Source organism: Streptomyces sp. WAC00040, from assembly GCF_056835925.1.
Window position 1 is genome coordinate 93958 of the sequence record NZ_JAKQZE010000005.1, and the last position, 17814, is coordinate 111771.

The 17814-nt window shown below is 65.4% G+C and carries 13 protein-coding genes and 3 pseudogenes; 13 read left to right on the forward strand and 3 right to left on the reverse strand.

All coding sequences use genetic code 11. The features are described from left to right. The first annotated feature begins 425 nt into the window (after positions 1-425). Positions 426-1349, forward strand: a complete 924-nt coding sequence (locus MDN94_RS35385) for a glutamate ABC transporter substrate-binding protein (RefSeq protein WP_482729934.1) — start codon at positions 426-428, stop codon at positions 1347-1349. Positions 1350-2073: 724 nt separating this feature from the next. Here MDN94_RS35385 and MDN94_RS35390 read toward each other — a convergent pair. Further along, positions 2074-2841: a sodium:solute symporter family transporter gene (locus MDN94_RS35390; RefSeq protein WP_482729935.1), complete on the reverse strand. Its 768-nt coding sequence runs from the start codon at positions 2839-2841 to the stop codon at positions 2074-2076. Positions 2842-3719: 878 nt separating this feature from the next. Between MDN94_RS35390 and MDN94_RS35395 the strand changes: the two genes are divergently transcribed. The 6 genes and pseudogenes from MDN94_RS35395 (at position 3720) to MDN94_RS35420 (ending at position 11022) form a co-directional block, all read left to right on the forward strand. Then, a complete protein-coding gene (locus tag MDN94_RS35395; protein WP_482729936.1) occupies positions 3720-4802 on the forward strand; it encodes an FAD-dependent oxidoreductase in 1083 nt (360 codons plus the stop codon). A gap of 304 nt (positions 4803-5106) precedes the next feature. Further along, positions 5107-5856: a transposase gene (locus MDN94_RS35400; protein WP_482729937.1), complete on the forward strand. Its 750-nt coding sequence runs from the start codon at positions 5107-5109 to the stop codon at positions 5854-5856. A gap of 35 nt (positions 5857-5891) precedes the next feature. Continuing rightward, positions 5892-7085, forward strand: a complete 1194-nt coding sequence (locus MDN94_RS35405) for a pyridoxal phosphate-dependent aminotransferase (protein WP_482729938.1) — start codon at positions 5892-5894, stop codon at positions 7083-7085. A 184-nt stretch (positions 7086-7269) separates the two neighbouring features. Then, positions 7270-7434: a hypothetical protein gene (locus tag MDN94_RS35410; protein ID WP_482730219.1), complete on the forward strand. Its 165-nt coding sequence runs from the start codon at positions 7270-7272 to the stop codon at positions 7432-7434. Further along, positions 7398-8491 (forward strand): annotated as a pseudogene (locus MDN94_RS35415) (ISAzo13 family transposase); the annotation flags it as partial. The gene MDN94_RS35410 and the pseudogene MDN94_RS35415, both read left to right, overlap by 37 nt. A 185-nt stretch (positions 8492-8676) precedes the next feature. Beyond that, positions 8677-11022, forward strand: coding sequence for a LuxR C-terminal-related transcriptional regulator (locus MDN94_RS35420; protein WP_482729939.1), 2346 nt, complete (start codon positions 8677-8679; stop codon positions 11020-11022). 405 nt (positions 11023-11427) lie between these two features. Here MDN94_RS35420 and MDN94_RS35425 read toward each other — a convergent pair whose 3' ends face one another. Then, on the reverse strand, positions 11428-12612 hold the full coding sequence (locus MDN94_RS35425) for an IS701 family transposase (RefSeq protein ID WP_482729408.1): 1185 nt from the start codon (positions 12610-12612) through the stop codon (positions 11428-11430). A gap of 112 nt (positions 12613-12724) precedes the next feature. On the opposite strand from MDN94_RS35425, the gene MDN94_RS35430 reads away from it, so the two are divergent. The 6 genes and pseudogenes from MDN94_RS35430 to MDN94_RS35455 all read left to right on the forward strand — a co-directional run. Next, a protein-coding gene (locus MDN94_RS35430) for an IS5 family transposase (protein WP_482729940.1) occupies positions 12725-13656 on the forward strand; the annotation gives its coding sequence in 2 pieces (ribosomal slippage) (positions 12725-13090 and positions 13093-13656; 930 coding nt in all). Positions 13657-13689: 33 nt separating this feature from the next. Further along, complete coding sequence (locus MDN94_RS35435) at positions 13690-13893, forward strand: hypothetical protein (RefSeq protein ID WP_482729941.1); 204 nt, start codon at positions 13690-13692, stop codon at positions 13891-13893. After that, entirely contained in the window at positions 13805-14302 is a 498-nt protein-coding gene (locus tag MDN94_RS35440) for a hypothetical protein (protein WP_482730220.1), read from the forward strand. The genes MDN94_RS35435 and MDN94_RS35440 overlap by 89 nt, the downstream gene beginning before the upstream one ends. A 182-nt stretch (positions 14303-14484) precedes the next feature. Then, a pseudogene (locus MDN94_RS35445) lies at positions 14485-15300 on the forward strand (IS110 family transposase); the annotation flags it as partial. A gap of 406 nt (positions 15301-15706) precedes the next feature. After that, a complete protein-coding gene (locus MDN94_RS35450; RefSeq protein ID WP_482729942.1) occupies positions 15707-16939 on the forward strand; it encodes an IS110 family RNA-guided transposase in 1233 nt (410 codons plus the stop codon). A gap of 20 nt (positions 16940-16959) precedes the next feature. After that, positions 16960-17349, forward strand: a pseudogene (locus tag MDN94_RS35455) (transposase); the annotation flags it as partial. Positions 17350-17373: 24 nt separating this feature from the next. Here MDN94_RS35455 and MDN94_RS35460 read toward each other — a convergent pair. Then, entirely contained in the window at positions 17374-17793 is a 420-nt protein-coding gene (locus MDN94_RS35460; protein WP_482729943.1) for an ankyrin repeat domain-containing protein, read from the reverse strand. Between the last annotated feature and the right edge of the window lie 21 nt (positions 17794-17814).

A 17814-nucleotide genomic window follows, 5' to 3' on the forward strand; every position in this document is an offset into this window, starting at 1 on the left:
CCCGCACCACCTCGCCCGTCGAATGGGGTAGTTCTTGTGTGTCTCCCGGCCAATAGATGATCAGAGAGGCGCACAGAACCCGTCCTCGGGAACTATCAGGAAATGGGACTGTCCAAGAGGCAGAAGGGCATCCTCCGGATGTCCGCAACGCGGCCCATGCAGAGGCCCGGGGTAACGGCAGAGCCGGTGCCTGGCAACTGATCGAACCCTAAACGAACACATGCTGCGCTGAGCCATACAGCTCGGCGCCCAGTCCGTGGTAGCCAGCGTCGGCGACGATTTGCACTACGGCCCGCGGCAAGGAGCTTGAGGCCTAACTGTCAGGCAAAGATCGGCAGGACCGCGGCAGCCGGCCCTGCTCGGCGGGATGGGTCTCGGGACGCAAGCTGCTCAACCTGTCGGAAAAAAATGGAGGACGTTGCATTATGAAGCTTTCCAAGTCCGCCGCCTTCGCAACGATCACTGTGCTGTCGGTCGCCCTCACCGCCACCGGCTGCAGGGGAGAGTCCGGCAACGCCTCGAGTGACGAGTCCGCCAGGAGCTCGAACGGAAACCTCCCGCCGCTGCCCACGTACACGGTCGCCAAGGACGTCAAGATCGACTCCCCAACCCTGCGCAAGGCCCGTAAGGCCGGCAAGCTCGTCATCGGCGCCCATAACGACCAGCCATTTCTCGGCTTCGAGGAGAAGGACGGGAGACGGTCCGGCTTCGACATCGAGATCGCCAAGATGGTCGCGGCGGATCTCGGGTTCTCGCCCGACAAGATCGAGTTCAGGACGGTCGACACGAAGAACCGTGAGGCCGCCATCTCCAGCGGCGAGGTCGACCTGTACGTTGGCACGTACACGATCAACAACGAGCGCAAGAAGAAGGTGGCCTTCGCCGGCCCTTACTTGATGGCCGGCGCCGACCTCCTGGTTCGCAATAACGACAGCACGATCGGGGGCCCGTACTCCCTGGAAGGCAAGAAGGTCTGCGCGGTCAGGGGATCAACCTCTCTCCGGGAGATCCAGAAGCCCGAGTACAACACCACGACGGTCGAGACGACCAAGGACACGGAGTGCGTCCAGAAACTGCTCGACAAGAAGGTCGACGCCGTCACCACGGACGACGCTATCCTCATGAGCTACGCCGCCCAGCGCCCGGACGAGCTGAAGGTCGTCGGCAACCCGTTCACGAAAGAGCCCTACGGCATCGGCATGAACAAGGACGACGAGGCGCTGCGTGAAGCGGTGACGGACGCGCTCGAGGCGCACGGCGAGAACGGCAACCACGAGAGGGCGTACGCGGCGACGCTGGGCCTTTCCGGCTCGAAGTACGGCGGTGCCCCGGTGGTTGAGCGCTACTGACACGAGACCCTGGTCCAGCGCCGGGGAGCACACGGCGTGGGAAGGCGCCGACGCTGCGTTCAGCACCGAAGTCCTCTGCCACTGCGACACCAGTCTGACCTTCATCAAGACCACAAAACACAGTGGCGATGTGTGGATGGCTGCGCAGCCGGGCAGCATTACGCGCCTCCACTCGTACACGAGCAATTCGGGCGCCCACATGGTCCTCTGCGACCTCCACGGAGCGCCAGTTCTTTGAATGCCCGCTCGCACTCGAGCACCTGGTCGTAGACGAGCCATACCCACCCCATCCCCCCGAGGCGCTCGACGCCACTCCCCTCCGCCACGGCAGACCTCCATAAGCCGACAGCAGAATCGCATGATCCCCGATCGAAACCACAAATACGCCCAAATGACCTGCACCCCACCAGGCACGCACCCTCGCTGGGGTGGGGCTGATGCTGGGCCGCGCGCCAGGGAACCCTGCGCGACATGCGGAAGTCTTCCAGGACCCAGGACCCTGGACGCCATCGGTGTTGCATGCCGGCAGTGTCGCGGGAGTGGTGCAGGCGGAGGCGAGCCGGGATAGGGATCAAGAAGGGGGCTTGGCGTCCCGGGGCTTGACCACCTCGTGGATTTAGAAGCGCAGCCCGTGATATCCGATCCAGAGCGTTGCGGCGATCACTGCCGCTGATGCACCGTAGACGAGTGCGGTGAAGAGGGTTGCCATGACGTCTCCTCAGTCCTAGCCGGGCATGACGGAAGGTGCGGATCGTGGCTTGCCTGTCCTGCTCCGTCCCCTGGTGAGCAGCGAGGTGACGGTGAACACCAACAGGTTGGCCGTCACGTCGGCTACCAGTCCCGTGACGCCCAACGGCTCGTCCAGGGCCCGTGTCCACACCACCATCATCGTGCCGCCCGCTGCCATCGCTGCCAGGGCCGCGGTCTTGTTGCGAGATCTGAGTAGTACGGCGGCCAGAGGCGGGATGATCACTGTCGGCGCCCATACGGCATACGCGTACAGAAGGGCGTCCACAATCGAGGAACAATGACGGCGATAGCGATGGCCGCAACGCCGACCACGACGCTGAGCGCCCGCTCGAGCCAGACCCGCTGGGTGGCGCTCGTACCGGGGTTGACGAACGGCTGGTGGATGTCCTTGACGAAGACCCACTGCTGTGGAGTTCAGATACGAACTCGCGGTGGACATCACGACGGCGAGCAGCGCGGCGATCACCAGACCGATCAGGCTGGCCGGTACCAGCCGTAACACCACGGTCGGCAATGCCCGATCGGGTGTGATGTCCGGGCACAGCACCCGGGCGGTGATGCCGATCGAGGCCGTGACGAAGAAGAAGAGGAGGGAAAAGATGCCCGAGAGCACCATCACGCGGCGGGCGTTGAGGGCGTCGGGAGTCGAGAATGTGCGCTGGGCATAGGGCGGCACCAGCGTCTCCCCGAGCAGGAAGGCCAGGAACAGGCCAGCCCCGTACGTTCCCGGGCATACGCGCATCGAGGCGCTGAATCATCGGTTTTTCTGAAGCTTACTGGTCGGAAAACTTCGCTGGAAGAATGCCAGGACCTTCGACACAGTGATCGCGTGCTTCGAAAACCTGGATTTCGATCTCTTCGGTGGCTCGGTGCGAACCGCCGCCGTAAATGCGGGTTCCTGAGTGCTTTCACCACCACACATACCACCGCTCTTTCTGGGGTGACGAGAGTTGAAAGCGGACAGGTCAAAGGAACACCGAAATGCCAACACAGACGACGTGGCGCATTTATCCGGACCCGTCGGGCCGCCGCCCTCCCGTCCTTGTGTCAGTCAATGAAATGCGGCTTCGATACTTACGAGGATGGGGAAAGCCGGGTCTCACTCTCGGTGACGCTGCCCGCTGGGGAAGCTAGGCCTGCGCGTTCATGCTGGAACGTCCGGCGATAATCCTGATCGGCGCCCCGACGCTGCCCTTGGGGACCCCGACCTTCCGGTAACACTGCGGGCACTCAGAGCCAGGATCCAACGTCTCCTGTCCTACTTCGCTGACCATGGACTGGCACTTGTTGCAGATGAACAGTGGGACCTGGTGACCTACAAGCCCCGGAGCACAGAGGCTTCTGGCACGACTCTCCTGTAACCCGTCGATGGGACAGCGCTCCCCATGTTCGCCCTTGTCGTTGCTGGTAATCCCTCGCTGATTCCCATGGGACCCGAACGATCCCGCCATGACTGCCGCGAGCAGTCGGGATACAAGGTCCTCTTCGGCGGTGGCGTAAGCGCAGTGTGTGCTGGCCTCCATCGTCTGCTCCCGAGGCCTCAACAGCGAGAACCGAGGTTCCAAATCGTGTTCCCTCGAAGCAATTTCACACTGGTTCCGGACCGTGAGAGGCGACTGTATGGATATAGCGATATTTGGCGCGGGAATCGCTGGCTTGGCTGCGGCGGTCACGCTGGGCAACCAAGGACATCGGTGCCGGGTGTACGAACTTCGAAGCATGGCCTTTGACGCAGGAATGGGTTTCATCCTCACTGAGCAGAGCGTCCGGCAACTAGCCCCGTACGGGGTCGAGCTGGGCATCATCGGGTCGTCAGGCGTCAGGCTTAAGCGTTTCCACCAGCACGACTCGACTGGCACGGTGCTTCGTGTCGAGGACATGCCGGCCGGGGCGCTCGCGATGCGGCGTGCCGATCTCGTCGGTGCGCTGCGGAAGGCTCTGGAGTCACCGGTCGTGCTCGACACCGGGCTTGCAGGACTCACCTTTGATGCGGCTGGGGCGGTCGCCAACGCCTATCTGTCCACTGGTGAAACGGTCACGGCGGACCTGTACGTCGCGGCTGACGGTGTGCGTTCGCTGGCCCGTAGTGCGCTGTACCCGGGGTGGCCGATAACGCCGGCTCAGGTGCTGGAGGTCGTTGGCGTGACCTACAGTCCGGAGACCGTCGAATGGGCATCTGGCAACTTCAACAAGTTTAGTGACCTCAGGGGCGGCCGAGCATTCGGGTTAGTCCCCGTAGATAGCAGTCACGTAGTCTGGTATGTGCAATTCGACGCCCAACGGTTCGAACCTCCCTCCGATGCACCCGGGGCCTTGCGCCGGTTCGCCAGCGAGATAGTTGGTGACTGGGCAGAGCCGATCCCCGATCTGCTGTCGGCCGCAGACTTCTCGCGCGTGCACCTATGGAGCCCGGTCGACACAGACGTCGTCCCGCGGTTCCATTGCGACAACCTTGTCCTGATCGGTGATGCCGCGCATCCCCTGTCACCCTTCACTAGCCAAGGGGTCAATTCGGCGCTCGCCGACGTCGCCAACGTCGCCTCACTTCTGGATAGCGCAGATACGCTGGCAACCGGCTTGGCCGCACATACAGAAGAACGCCGCGGCCCACGTTGCTCCTTCACCGTACAAGGCCGCGAGCTAACCCGACGGTTCCTGGAACCGCTGGACGTCACCGCACCATTGCTGCCGCTGGCCGACTAAGGCCTGTGTGACGCCGTGATCAATCTTGCCGATCCGGATCCGCCGGAAAGCTAATCCGGTAGGAAGACGATCACGACGCGCAGGAAACTCACCGAGCAACGGACGTTGATCGAGCCGTTCCTGTCAATAGGCGAGTACGGCCCGAACCCCGAGCGGCTGCGGGAGCAGCTCGAGGGGGGATGTGGCGGTTCCGCACCACCAGTCACGGGAGATGGCCGCGTGGGTTCGGCCCATGGCCGACGGTATACGGCCGCTTCCGGGTCTGGAGGGACGCCGGCGTCTTCACCGCCCTGCTGAAGGCGTGATGGCTGAGGCCGCCCGCCAGGGGTGGAAGGACTTGTCCCTGGTCAGCGTGGACTCCACCACTACCCGCGCCCACCACGACACCGTCGGAATCTGCATCGGCACGGAGGTCATGGAAGCCCTTGAGGAAGCCGCCGCCGACCAGGAACGAGCCCGGCAAGAGGGGCGGTCCGCCGGAACAGAACGGACAGGATGGAAGCAACGCCATCGACCGGGAAGAGCGGCCGCACATGAGGCGACGGCGCAAACTCCGCTTGAAGGAAGCACTGTCGGCAGGTCCCGTGGCGGGTCGACGAGCAAGGTACATCTCGCCGCAGACCGCACGTGCCGTCCGCTCTCGTTCGTCCTGACCACAGGACAGGCCGCCGACAGCCCGCAGTTCATCCCCGTGCTGCAGAAGGTACGGGTCCGTCAGCCTGCCGGCCGTCCCGGAACCCGGCCTGATGCTGTCGCCGCCCACAAGGCCTACTCTCCCGCGCTCACCTCTCTCACCTGCGAAAACGCAGCATCACCGGCAGTCATCCCGGAGAGGAAGGACCAGGCTGCCAACCGGAAGAAGAAAGGCAGCCGGGACAATCGGCCCGTGGGCCCCTACGCCGATCTCTACAAGGGGCGAAACCGTCGAGCGCCGATCAACAAGCTGAAAGCCTGGCGGGGCATCGCGATGCGAAAAGACACACGAGAGCTACCTTGCCGGCCTCCACCTCCACGCCTCCGTAATCTGGATCAACGACCCATTGACGGCAGCTAGTTGATCACAACCTCCCACAAACCCTTGAGGTACACATGGCACACATCTGGTTTGCAGACCATGCAATACAACTGGACCTGCTCCGCGAACGGGCGTTCAACCAGCGGTGGGCACAGCAAAATGACCAAGTCATCCCGCTGACCGCGGCAGACCCCGACTTCTCCGTCAGCCCAGCCATCCAGGAGAAGATGGCTCGCTACGTCCGGGAGGGTGCCTTCAACTACGCGCCGCCCGAAGGGCTACCGCGATTCCGGGAGAGCGTCGCCGAATGGTTCCGCGAAAGCCGGCACATCGAATGCGGCCCTGACGCGGTGTTTGCCACCGATGGCGCTGCGGCTGGCCTTGCGGCAGTCGCCCGCGCCAGCCTCGCCGCTGGCGACGAGGTCCTCATCCCCGATCCGGTTGACTTCCTATTCGCGCACACCATCACCCTCGCCGGTGGCGTCCCAGTCCGGATCGCTATCACGCCGAGCACCTCGGCCGACGAGTTCATCGATCAAATGCGGATGCACCTGAGTCCGCGCACGCGAATGCTATGGCTGTGCAACCCGCACAACCCCTACGGCGTGGTCTATCCCCGGGGCTGGCTGGAACAGGTGGCCACGTGGGCCGTCCGTCACGGTCTGCGGATTCTCAGTGACGAGGTGTGGTCCGACATCGTCTATCCACCCCACCAGCACACCAGCCTTGCCTCACTCCACCCGGAGATCGCCTGCAATTCCGTCACTGTGTACGGCTTTTCCAAGAACTTCGCGCTCGCCGGGCTCCGCGTTGGCTGCGTCATCGCCACCGAAGCACGATGGCACAAACAAATCGTCGCCGCTTCCGACGCCTGCAACACAGTGACCGGCGTGTCTGTGCTGTCGCAGGTCGCCGCGACCGCCGCCCTGACAGACGCTGGCGACTGGCTGCGGGAGTTCCTCCGGCACCTGCACGAGCAACGCGACTACGTCCTCGAGCGACTCGCACGCTGGCCAGGCGTCACGACTGAACCACCGCAAGGAACCTACGTCGCCTTTCCCAACGTCAGTGCACTCAATTCAGATGCCGAGCAGCTGTGTACACACCTGCGCGACACCGCAGGCGTCGCACTCGTCCCCGGCACTGCCCGCTGGTTCGGCCCACGCGCCGCCAATCACCTGCGCTTGAGCTACGCCACCTCTCGCGGCATCCTTCAGGAAGCGTTCGACCGACTCGACCCCATCGTCAGGACACTCGGGGCTAACTGATCCCTACGTTGTTCTGCGGGACGTGGTGAGCCCTTCGTATGGTTCACCCACCCGGAGGCGCCGAGTGTTGCTCTAACTGATCGTTTCAGAATGAAGTTCGTTGTGGGGCTTGGCAGTTGGGTGCTGTGTCGGCAGGATCTGTTGGGTGTCTGCTGATCTTGTGCCTGATGACCTGTGGGAACGTGTGGCTCCGCTGTTGCCTGCTCGTCCGCCGCGGCGGCATCGGCATCCCGGGCGGTTGCCGGCGGATGACCGTGCCGCGTTGCGGGGCATCGTTTACGTGCTGCGCAAGAGCGTGAGCCGGCGGGACGTTCCGGGCGCGAGTGGCGGCCGACCGGTGAGCCGGTGAAGGTCAGAACGCACGACTTCCTCAACCGGCAGGGACCGGGCAAGGCGATCCCGTACGGGATCTACGACATCGCCGCGAACACCGGCTGGGTGAATGTCGGCACGGATCACGACACCGCGGCGTTCGCGGTCGCCTCCATCCGCCGCTGGTGGCAGGCCCGCGGCCGGCACGACCACCCGGCCGCCAACCGGCTTCTGATCACCGCCGACGCAGGCGGCTCCAACGGCCACCGCACCCGCGCCTGGAAGACCGAACTCGCTGCGCTCGCCGCCGAGACGGGACTGGAGATCACGGTCTGCCACATGCCTCCGGGCACGTCGAAGTGGAACAAGATAGAGCATCGACTCTTCGCCCATATCGGCCAGAACTGGCGTGGCAGGCCGTTGACCAGCCACGACGTCATCGTGAACAGCATCGCCGCGACCACCACCCGCACCGGGCTACGGGTCGAGGCCCATCTGGACACCTGCGCCTACGACACCGGACCGACGCCGAGATCGACGCCCTGCCGATGCACCGCCACCGCTTCCACGGCGACTGGAACTACACCTTCAACACTGCCCACGCGCAGCCGATGCCCCGGGCAGCCAACCCCGCCGCACCGACAGACACCTCCCCCGCCCGGACCGCAGCCCGTCCCGGCCCCGCCTCGCTCCGCGACCCGGAACTGACAGGCATGACGGCCGCACAGCTGGACCAGCTGACCCGCACGCTGATCCCCGCCCTCGAGGGCAGGCGCGAGAGTCTCCGCCACCAGCAGCGCGGCGGCAACCGGCTCCGGGCCCGGGGCGCCGGAGCCAAGGACACACTCACCGCACCCGACCGGATCCTCGCCACCGTCCTCCAACAGCGCAAGATCGGCACCCACGACCTCCTCGCCGCACTCTTCGGCGTCACCCGCAGCACCATGTCCAGAGCCGTGCAGGAGGTGCAGCCTCTTCTGGCCGAGCACGGCCACACGATCCCGCCGTCCACTGCGAGGTTCCGCACACCAGCGGACGTGGCGGCCTTCCTCACCCCGGAAGCCGCCCAACGCAAGATCAAATCCGCATGTTGATTCTCTGCGAGCCCTAAGTGGCCACATAAAGGCGCACACAATTGGTCATTGTTCCGCCATGCAGAGGAGCGTAGCTTCCCTGGGAGTGACGCAACTTGAGAGCTCGTCTCATTGGGCCCGTAGAGAAGACGGCTCAAGACCAAGCATGGGCTCTGCGGACAGAGCACGGGGCGTATCGGGGCGACATGACTAACATCCCTGCGGATCTCACCACGTTCGTCGGCCGTCGCGACGAAGTAGCTGAAGTCAGACGTCTGCTGTCAGCAGCACGACTGGTGACCCTGACAGGGGCCGGCGGCGTAGGCAAGACACGCCTGGCGCTGCGGGTGGCCACGAAAGTCGCTCGAGCATTCCCCGACGGTGTCTACGTTGTAGAGCTGGCCAACCTGCGGGATCCAGACTTGTTGGCACAGAGCCTGGCCGACGTCTTGGAGCTTCAGAACCAGTCAGGCCGCCTTCCGATCGACGTGGTCATTGACCACCTGCGAAACCGATGCATCCTGCTGGTACTGGACAACTGTGAGCACCTCGTAGACGCCTGTGCCCGAACCATCAACCTCCTGCTACGAGCAGCCCGCAACTTGCGCATCCTGACCACCAGCCGGCATGTACTCGGAGTAAACGGTGAGCAGACTCTGCCGGTGCCACCTCTTCGGGTCCCGGCACCCGGTCAGCAGCCCCTGCTGGGGGAGCTGCTCCAGTTCCCCTCGGTTGTCCTGTTCAAGCAGCGTGCTTCGGCCGTACTGCCCGGTTTCACCGTCACGCAGGACAACGCAGAGACCATAGGGCGACTGGTACACGAGCTGGACGGACTGCCGCTTGCCATTGAACTTGCGGTCGCCTGGCTGCCCACAATCACACTCCAAGAACTGCTGGCCAGATTGGAGAATCGCTTCACGCTGCTGACATCTGGCAGCTGTGCCGCCGTACCCCGCCAGCGCAACCTGCGAGCCTTGATGGACTGGAGCTACGCGCTCTGCTCGGACCACGAACGCACACTGTGGAAACGAGCATCCGTGTTCTCTGGCGGCTTCGACTTGAATGCTGCCGAAGCGGTCTGCTCGGGAGAGGACCTTCCTGAGCAGACCGTGGTCGAGCAGGTGCGAGGTTTGGTCGAGAAGTCCATCCTGATCCGGCAGGATCAAGGTGGCCGTGCCCGGTACCAGATGCTGGAGACGGTACGGAATTATGGTCAGGACCGGCTCTCTGAAGGCGGCTCCCTGGAGATGTTGCGGCGGCGTCACCGGGATCATTACCTGTCCCTGACCCAACAGGCTCAAGCGCATTGGTTCACGCCAGAGCAGGCTGAATGGTTCACTCGGTTGCGCCTCGAGCACACCAACCTACGTGTGGCACTTGACTACTGTGTTACTCAACCAGGCGAGGCCGCAGCCGGTATGGCCATGGCTGTGGCGCCACGCGACTATTGGATCACTCTGGGCTCCCTGAGTGAGGGACGCCACTGGCTCGCCCGCCTCCTGGCCGCTGAGGGCGAGGAGAGCAACCTACGTACCTCGGCGCTGGGCACATACGGTTTCCTCACGGTCATGCAAGGCGCCGTCGAAGAAGCGCAGCCAGTCCTGGCCGATTACCGTGACACTGCTGAGAGACTTCAGGACGCTCCTGCCCTCGCCTGGGCCTCGCACCACCTTGCTTTGGCCGCACTCTTCAGCGGAGATCTGCCGAAGGCTGCATCCCTGTTTGAAGATGCTGTCACCCGCCAACGCGCTCTGGGAGACGAAGGCGCTCTCATCGAATGCATGTTCAAGCTCGCTATCGTGATCTGTCTGCGTGGCGATCTGGACCGTGCCCTCGCCCTGTGCCAAGAGTGTCAGAGCATGTGCGCAGACCACGAACAGACCTGGGTAAGAGCCGACACCCTCTTCGCCGAGAGCCTCATCCATTGGCAGCGCGGCGACCGCACGGCGGCGGACGCGCTGGCGCGTAAGGCCGTCCGGCTCATGCAACCCTTCAACGACCGGTGGGGCATCGCCCTCTGCGTCGAGCTAGCGGCATGGAGTGCGGCTGCCGCCAATGCGGCACAGCGCGCTGCGCAACTCTTGGGAGTACTTCACTCCCTCTGGGAGGCGATAGGAAGTGCACTCGTCGCGGCCCCCTTCATGCTCTCGCATCACCAACGTTGCGAGGCGGAGGTGCGCGCGGCTCTCGGGAGGCAGGCCTTCGACCAGGCGTTCAGACGCGGTGCTGAGCTCACCTTCGACGCAGCAATCGCCTACATGCTGGAGGACGAACAGGTTCCCACCGCATCCCCCCGGGAGAGCGAGGAGCGCCGAAGCAGCACGTTGACTCGGAGGGAGCGAGAGGTGGCGGACCTGATCGCGGCGGGCATGAGTAACAAGAACATCGCCGCCAAGCTCGTGATCGCCCAGCGCACGGCTGAGAATCATGTAGAGCGCATCCTGACCAAGTTGGGGTTCACATCACGCGCGCAGGTCGCTGTCTGGGTCTGCGAGCATCGAGCATCAGTACCCATCCGGGAGACTGAGCTTTCCCCAAGGCCGGCTAGTTAGCGGATTCTTGCTGGTGGCAGGGTTGGGCGTCGATGGCAACGTGGACAACGGGAGCGAGGTTGAGCAGACAGTCCGCCAAGACTGCTGATCGCCAAGGTGCCCCGTTGCCCGCATCTCACTGTACCCTGCCACCCGGTCTGACGCCGTTCTCTCGAGAACTCACGGTGGCTGCGGGCGGTTCGGGCCCAGGCACCTGGGCGAGTTGACCCAGGTCGTGCCCATCGACCTTGTCGACGCCGTCCTAGTACTGCAACGGTGTTTGCCGTGACGGTGGGTCGGTTTCTGGTGGGGTGTGGCCTCGGCGTTTGTAGTGGCTGGTGCGGGCTTGGTGTTGTCTGCGGCGGCGCCAGTGTGACCAGTGCAAGATGTGCTCGATGCTCGGACGGGGCCGGGTGAGCCGGCCCATCAGTCGTCTGAGTTCGGGCAGGCTGAGGGGGATGAGCTGGGAGGATCCGTTTCTGCTTTCCCGGTATCGAGTTCGCGGGCCCGCAGCACGGTCAGGCATGCGTGGGCGGCCATGGCCAGGGTCATGTGGCGGTGCCAGCCGGGGTAGCGGCGGACCTGGTAGTCGTCCAGGCCGCACTCCTGTTTGGCGGTCTGGAAGCATTCCTCTACTGCCCATCGGCTGCCTGCGATATGGATCAGTTCGTCGAGTGTGGTGCCGACTGGGCAGTAGGCGATGTAGTAGGAGATCTCCTTGGGGCGGCTGACACTGCGGCGGGCGATCACCCAGTGCCGGCGATCCTCGCGGTGCCAGGGACGAACCTCGACGCGGGCCCAGTCGTAGATGCGCGGGCCGTGGGCGCCGTTGCCGCAGGAGCGTCGCTTCCACTTCTGCCGGGGCAGCCCGTGAAACAGGTCGTGGACGGGGTGGTCGATCGCCCAGCGGGTGACGACGGTGTCGTGCCGGGTGGTGGCCATGACGTGAAAGACGTCGGCCTGCTCGAGTTCGTGCCGCCAGCCCTTGCTGAAGCCGTAGGCGGCGTCCGCGGTCACCCACCGGAACGGGATCTTGTCCGCGATCGCCCGCCGGACCATGGCCTTGGCCATGGCCACCTTGGTCTCGAAACCAACAGTGTCGTCGATGCCGGCCTTCCGGCACCGGTCCCGGTCATCGGTCCAGGAGGTGGGCAGATACAGCCTGCGGTCGATCAACGTCCGCCCCTGGGGCGCCGCATAGGCGAGGAAGACACCGATCTGGCAGTTCTCCGTCCGTCCAGCGGTGCCCGAGTACTGCCGCTGGACCCCCGCCGACCGCACCCCCTTCTTCAAGAAGCCGGTGTCGTCCACGATCAGAACCGCCTCCGGGTCTCCGAGGTGCTCGACTACGTAGTCACGCACGTCGTCCAGGACCTCGTCGGCGTCCCACTCGATCCGGTTCAGCAGCCGGTGCATACGGTCCGGAGCCGCATGACCCGCCTCCTCGGCCAGTGTCCAGCCGTTCTTGCGCTCCAGCGGAGTGATCAGTCCCCGCATATAAGCCAGCGCTGATTCCCGCGGCTCCGACCGATTGAAGCGGTGCACGAACCGCTCATGCACAGCATCGAGTTCGCCCGCCCACGTCCTGGCCTCAGCAAGGTCCCCACCCATGACCACATCAACGACAGAACTGCCCAACCGTCACGGCAAACACCGTTGCAGTACTAGGCACTGTTTCTCGGATCTCCTGACGCGGGTGGGGTGTTGGGGTCAGGCTGGCCATATGGGTCGTGGGGATCTGACGAACGCGGAGTGGGACCGGCTGGAGTCGTACTTACCTCGTGGTGGTACGCGTGGGGGACGGTGGAGTGATCACCGCCGGGTGATCAACGGGGTGCTCTACCGGGTCCGGACGGGCGTGCAGTGGCGGGACCTCCCGGAACGGTTCGGGCCGTGGGAGACGGTCTACAAACGCCATCGTCGCTGGTCAGCAGACGGAACGTGGAAGATGCTCCTGTCCCGCATCCAAGCCGCCGAGGACGCCGCGGGCCAGATCGACTGGGACGTATCCGTGGACTCGACTGCGGTGCGGGCCCACCAGCACGCCGCCGGCGCGAGGAAAGCGCCGCCCGCCGCGGTTCGTCAAAAGGGGGCCGGCCAGGGGACGAATCAGGTCGATCCGGTGCTGCGGAAACTGGCCGTCCGGCTGGAGGAAGTGGTCAGATCGGCGAATGCCTGGGCCGCTCCCCCGGAGGATTCACCACCAAGATCCACCTCGTCGCCGAGGGACGGTGCCGGCCCCTCGCCTTCGTCCTGACACCCGGACACTACGGTGACGGCCCCCAGCTCGAGCACGTGCTGGAGCAGGTCTCCGTGCCTCGAGTCGGAGTCGGACGGCCTCGCACCCGGCCCGACCGTGTCCTGGCGGACAAGGCCTACACGTCGCGGAGGAACCGTTGTTACCTGCGACGACGCGGAATCCGGCACACGATCCCCGAACGTCTCGACCAGCGCAGACACCGGCAGAATCGAGGTTCTCGAGGCGGTCGGCCCACCGGATTCGACAGCGAGCGCTACAAGAAGCGCAACACCGTCGAACGGGCCATCAACCGGTTGAAGGGCTTCCGCGCCGTCGCCACCCGCTTCGAGAAACGCGCCTACATCTACCTCGGCACCGTCACCCTCGCAGCCCTCACGATCTGGCTCCGCACGTGATCCGAGAAACAGTGCCTAGAGGAGACAAGGTGTGTGCAGCGCCGGTTACGGGACCTGCCCACACGGGTCGGGGTCTACTTCCTGCTCGCGATGTGCCCTGTTCCCGGAGGTCGGCTACCGGTTGGTGTGGCAAAAGCTGACCGCGGCACTGGCGGGTGCCGGCCTGGAGACCGCGTGGCCGACCGCGAAGGCCCTCCGCGACCTGCGCCAACGAGTCGGTTCGGCGCCCGTCCATGACATGTTCGAAGTCCGAGCCGGACCGCTGGCCCAGCCGTCCACGCCCGGCGTGAGGTTCGGGTCCTTCCGGACCGTCTCCTTCGACGGCGGCAGCTCGATCAAGCTCCCCGACAGCGTTCCGCAACGTGGACCGCTTCGGTCCGCAGAGCCGTGGCGGCTACCCGATGCTGGAGCTGATGACTCTGGTGGAGACCGGGACACGGGCCCTGATCGGCGCGGTACTTGGAACCACCAGCGACGGGGAGACCCGCCTACGCCCGCCGGCTGCTGCACGGGGTGTGGCGGTTGGCTCGGAGCCGGCAAGACCCTGCGCCGTGTGGTCATCCCGCAGGCCATGCGCGTCATCGTGCCCCCCGTTACCGTTTTCGTGGCTCCGCACTGGGGCCTCCGGCCTTCGGGTCCGGCATGACTTCCCCCTCCTGTTGTTCATGATCCGGGGGGTGGTGTCACCGGGTCCGGAGGCATCGACGGACCGCTGATGAGGGGCTTGAGCACCGGCTTCACCCAGGCCGGAAGAGCTCTCCGTAACGTGGATGTGGCAGCTCGGTGCCCAGGCAAGGCCGGACGAAAGCGTGATGGAGGGGCCTGCACGTGATCGACACCGGCGACATCGACGTCTTCCTCGGCCTGGACGTCGGCAAGGGCGAACACCACGCCACCGCCGTCACCCCGGCCGGGAAGAAAGCGTTCGACAAGCGGCTGCCCAACACCGAACCCAAGCTGCGTGAGCTGTTCGCAAAGCTCCAGGCCAAGCACGGAACGGTGCTGGTCGTGGTCGACCAACCGGCCTCTATCGGGGCCCTGCCGCTGGCGGTGGCCCGCGATATGGACTGCCCAGTCGCCTACTTACCGGGGCTGACGATGCGGCGGATCGCCGATCTCTATCCCGGCGAGGCCAAGACGGATGCGAGGGACGCGTTCATCATCGCGGACGCGGCCCGCGCGATGCCGCACACGCTGCGGGCGATCGACGGCGAGGACGAGACGATTGCCGAGCTGGAGATGATCGTCGGCTTCGACGACGACCTGGCCGGCGAAGCGACCAGGGTCGCGAACCGGCTGCACGGCCTGCTGACACAGATCCATCCGTCGCTGGAACGAGTGCTGGGGCCGCGGTTGCAGCACCCGGCCGTCCTGACCCTGCTGGAGCGGTTCGGGTCCCCGGCCCAGATTCGCAAAGCCGGACGGCGCCGCCTGGTCACGCTGCTGCGGCCGAAAGCCCCGAGGATGGCCGAACGGCTCGTCGAGGAGATCTTCGCCGCGCTGGACGAGCAGACCGTCACCGTTCCGGGGACCGAGGCGGCAGCACTGATCGTCCCGAGCCTGGCCGGGTCCCTGGCCGCAGTCCTTGACCAGCGAAGACTGCTTGCCGGGCGAATCGAGGAGCTCCTGGAGGCTCACCCTCTAATGCAGTGCGGAGCGGATGCCTCGGATCCTTCTGACCGGTGAGGTCGAAGACTGGCACCGTCTCCGCGGCGGGTTTCGTGACGGCCCAGTGGGCACCGGGCTGACTCCGAACCCTCTTCGGCACGGCGATGCCTATGGAAAGACTGGCAGCGCCCGGCGTCCTCCGGCCGCCACGAAACTCGCCTGCATGCGAGGCGCGTTGATTCCCGTGGTGCGAGCCCACGGCATGGTGACCTCCCCTTCGTCTTCGCGAGCCAACGAGCTCTGGGCGAGACCGAGGGCCGTGCGGTGCGCTGGTGCCACGAACGGCTTGTGAGATGGCGGACCGACGAGTCCTGGCATTAGAGCGTCGCGTGGCCCGCATGCGCTCGTCACCAGCGCAAACAACCGATCGAAGGGAGCAAACGTGAGGGTGTTCTGCGGGATCGACTGGGCGGAGAAGCATCATGACGTCGCCCTGGTCGACGATGCCGGGAAGCTGCTCGCCAAGGCCCGCATCACTGATGGTGCAGCCGGCTACCGCAAGCTGCTGGACCTGCTCGCCGAGCACGGCGACACCGAGGCCGAGCCGATACCCGTGGCCATCGAGACCTCCCGCGGTCTGCTCGTCGCGATCCTGCGGGCCGGCGCACGGCAGGTTTTCGCGATCAACCCGCTCGCCGCATCCCGCTACCGCGACCGGCACGGCGTCTCCCGCAAGAAGTCCGACCCCGGCGACGCCCTCGTGCTGGCCAACATCCTGCGCACCGACATGCCCATGCACCGCCCGCTGCCGACCGACAGCGAACTCGCCCGGGCGGTCGCCGTGTTCGCCCGCGCTCAGCAGGACGCCGTCTGGAATCGCCAGCAGATCGCCAACCAGCTCCGTTCGCTGCTGCGCGAGTACTACCCCGCCGCCCTGGATGCCTTTGTGACCGGCCGCAAGGGCGGCCTCGCCCACGCTGAAGCCCGTGCTGTCCTGGCCATCGCGCCCACCCCGACCGTGGCTGCGAAGCTCACGAAACCCCAGATCAGGGCAGCTCTCAAGCGCGGCGGCCGTGAGCGATACACCGAAGCCGAGACCAAGCGCCTCCAGGACATCTTCCGAGCCGAGTACGCCCATCAGCCTCCGCTCGTCGAAGAGGCCATGGGCAAGCAGATGCTCGCCCTGCTCCGCCAGCTCGACGCCGCCGCCGAAGGCGCTGACGACCTCGCTGAGGCAGTGGAGACGTCTTTTCAGCAGCACCCGGACGCTGAGGTGATCACGAGCTTTCCCGGCCTCGGCGCCCTGCTCGGTGCACGGGTGCTTGCCGAGATCGGAGACGACCGCAGCCGGTTCGCAGATGCCCGAGCGCTGAAGGCATACGCCGGGTCAGCCCCCGTCACCCGAGCATCAGGGAAGAAACGCTACGTCGGGCGCCGGTTCATCAAGAACGACCGTCTCACCCACGCCGGCTATCTGTGGGCCTTCGCCGCCATCACCGTCTCGCCCGGCGCCAACGCCCATTACCGACGTCGTCGCGAGCGCGGCGACTGGCACGCAGCCGCCCAGCGCAACTTGTTCAACCGCATGCTGGGGATGCTCTATCACTGCCTGCAGCACCGAGTGCCCTTCGACGAGCAACGCGCCTTCGCACCGTTCATCGAGGCCGCAGCTTGACTCTTAGCGCCGTGAGATGTCTTTCGAAAGTCCTGACGTCGATGCCGGGAGTCGGCGTCAGGACCGGAGCCAGGATCCTGATCGAGGTCGGCGACGGCAGCACCTTCCCGACCGCCGGCCACCTCGCCGCCTACGCCGGCCTCGCCCCCGCCACCCGGAGCTCGGTCTCATCGATCCGCGGCGAACAACCCTCCAGACGGGGAAACAAGCAGCTCAAACGGGCATTCTTCCTCTCCGCGTTCGCCGCCCTGGGCGACCCGGCCTCCCGGGCCTACTACGACAAGAAGAGCGCCCAAGGGAAGCACCACACCCAGGCCCTTCTCTGCCTCGCCAGACGGCGGGCCGACGTCCTCTTCACGATGCTCCGCGACGGAACCTTCTACGAATCACGCCCAGCGGCAGCGTCATGAGCAGGCAGGAAGCCGGACCGGCGCCTACCGGTCCTCGCCGGCACCAGGAACGTGAACCGCCACGTCGTAGTTGCCGATCAGATCGGCCAGACCGCGCGGACTCACACCCTTCGCGTTCGCTCGCTCAGAATCGGCTCCGGCCGCCAGCAGCACCCGGAGCACGGCCGGATCGCCCCGGTAATTGAACACCGCGTCGAAGAGAGCCGTGTTGCCGTTACGGTCGCCCACATCCACCGTCGCGCCCGCTGCCAAGAGCAACTCGGCGGCCAGCGCGCTCTGGGACTGCGCGGCGAAGTGCAACGGCGTCATCCCCGCCTTGTCCGCCAGGCTCGGATCCGCCCCACCCGCCAGCGCCTCCCGCAGGCCAGCAACATCTCCCTGCACGGCGCAGTAGTGCACCGCCGTGCGGCCCATCCAGTCCAGTCCCTGCCCCACGTCCGCCATGGCGCCCATCCTCTCCGAGCT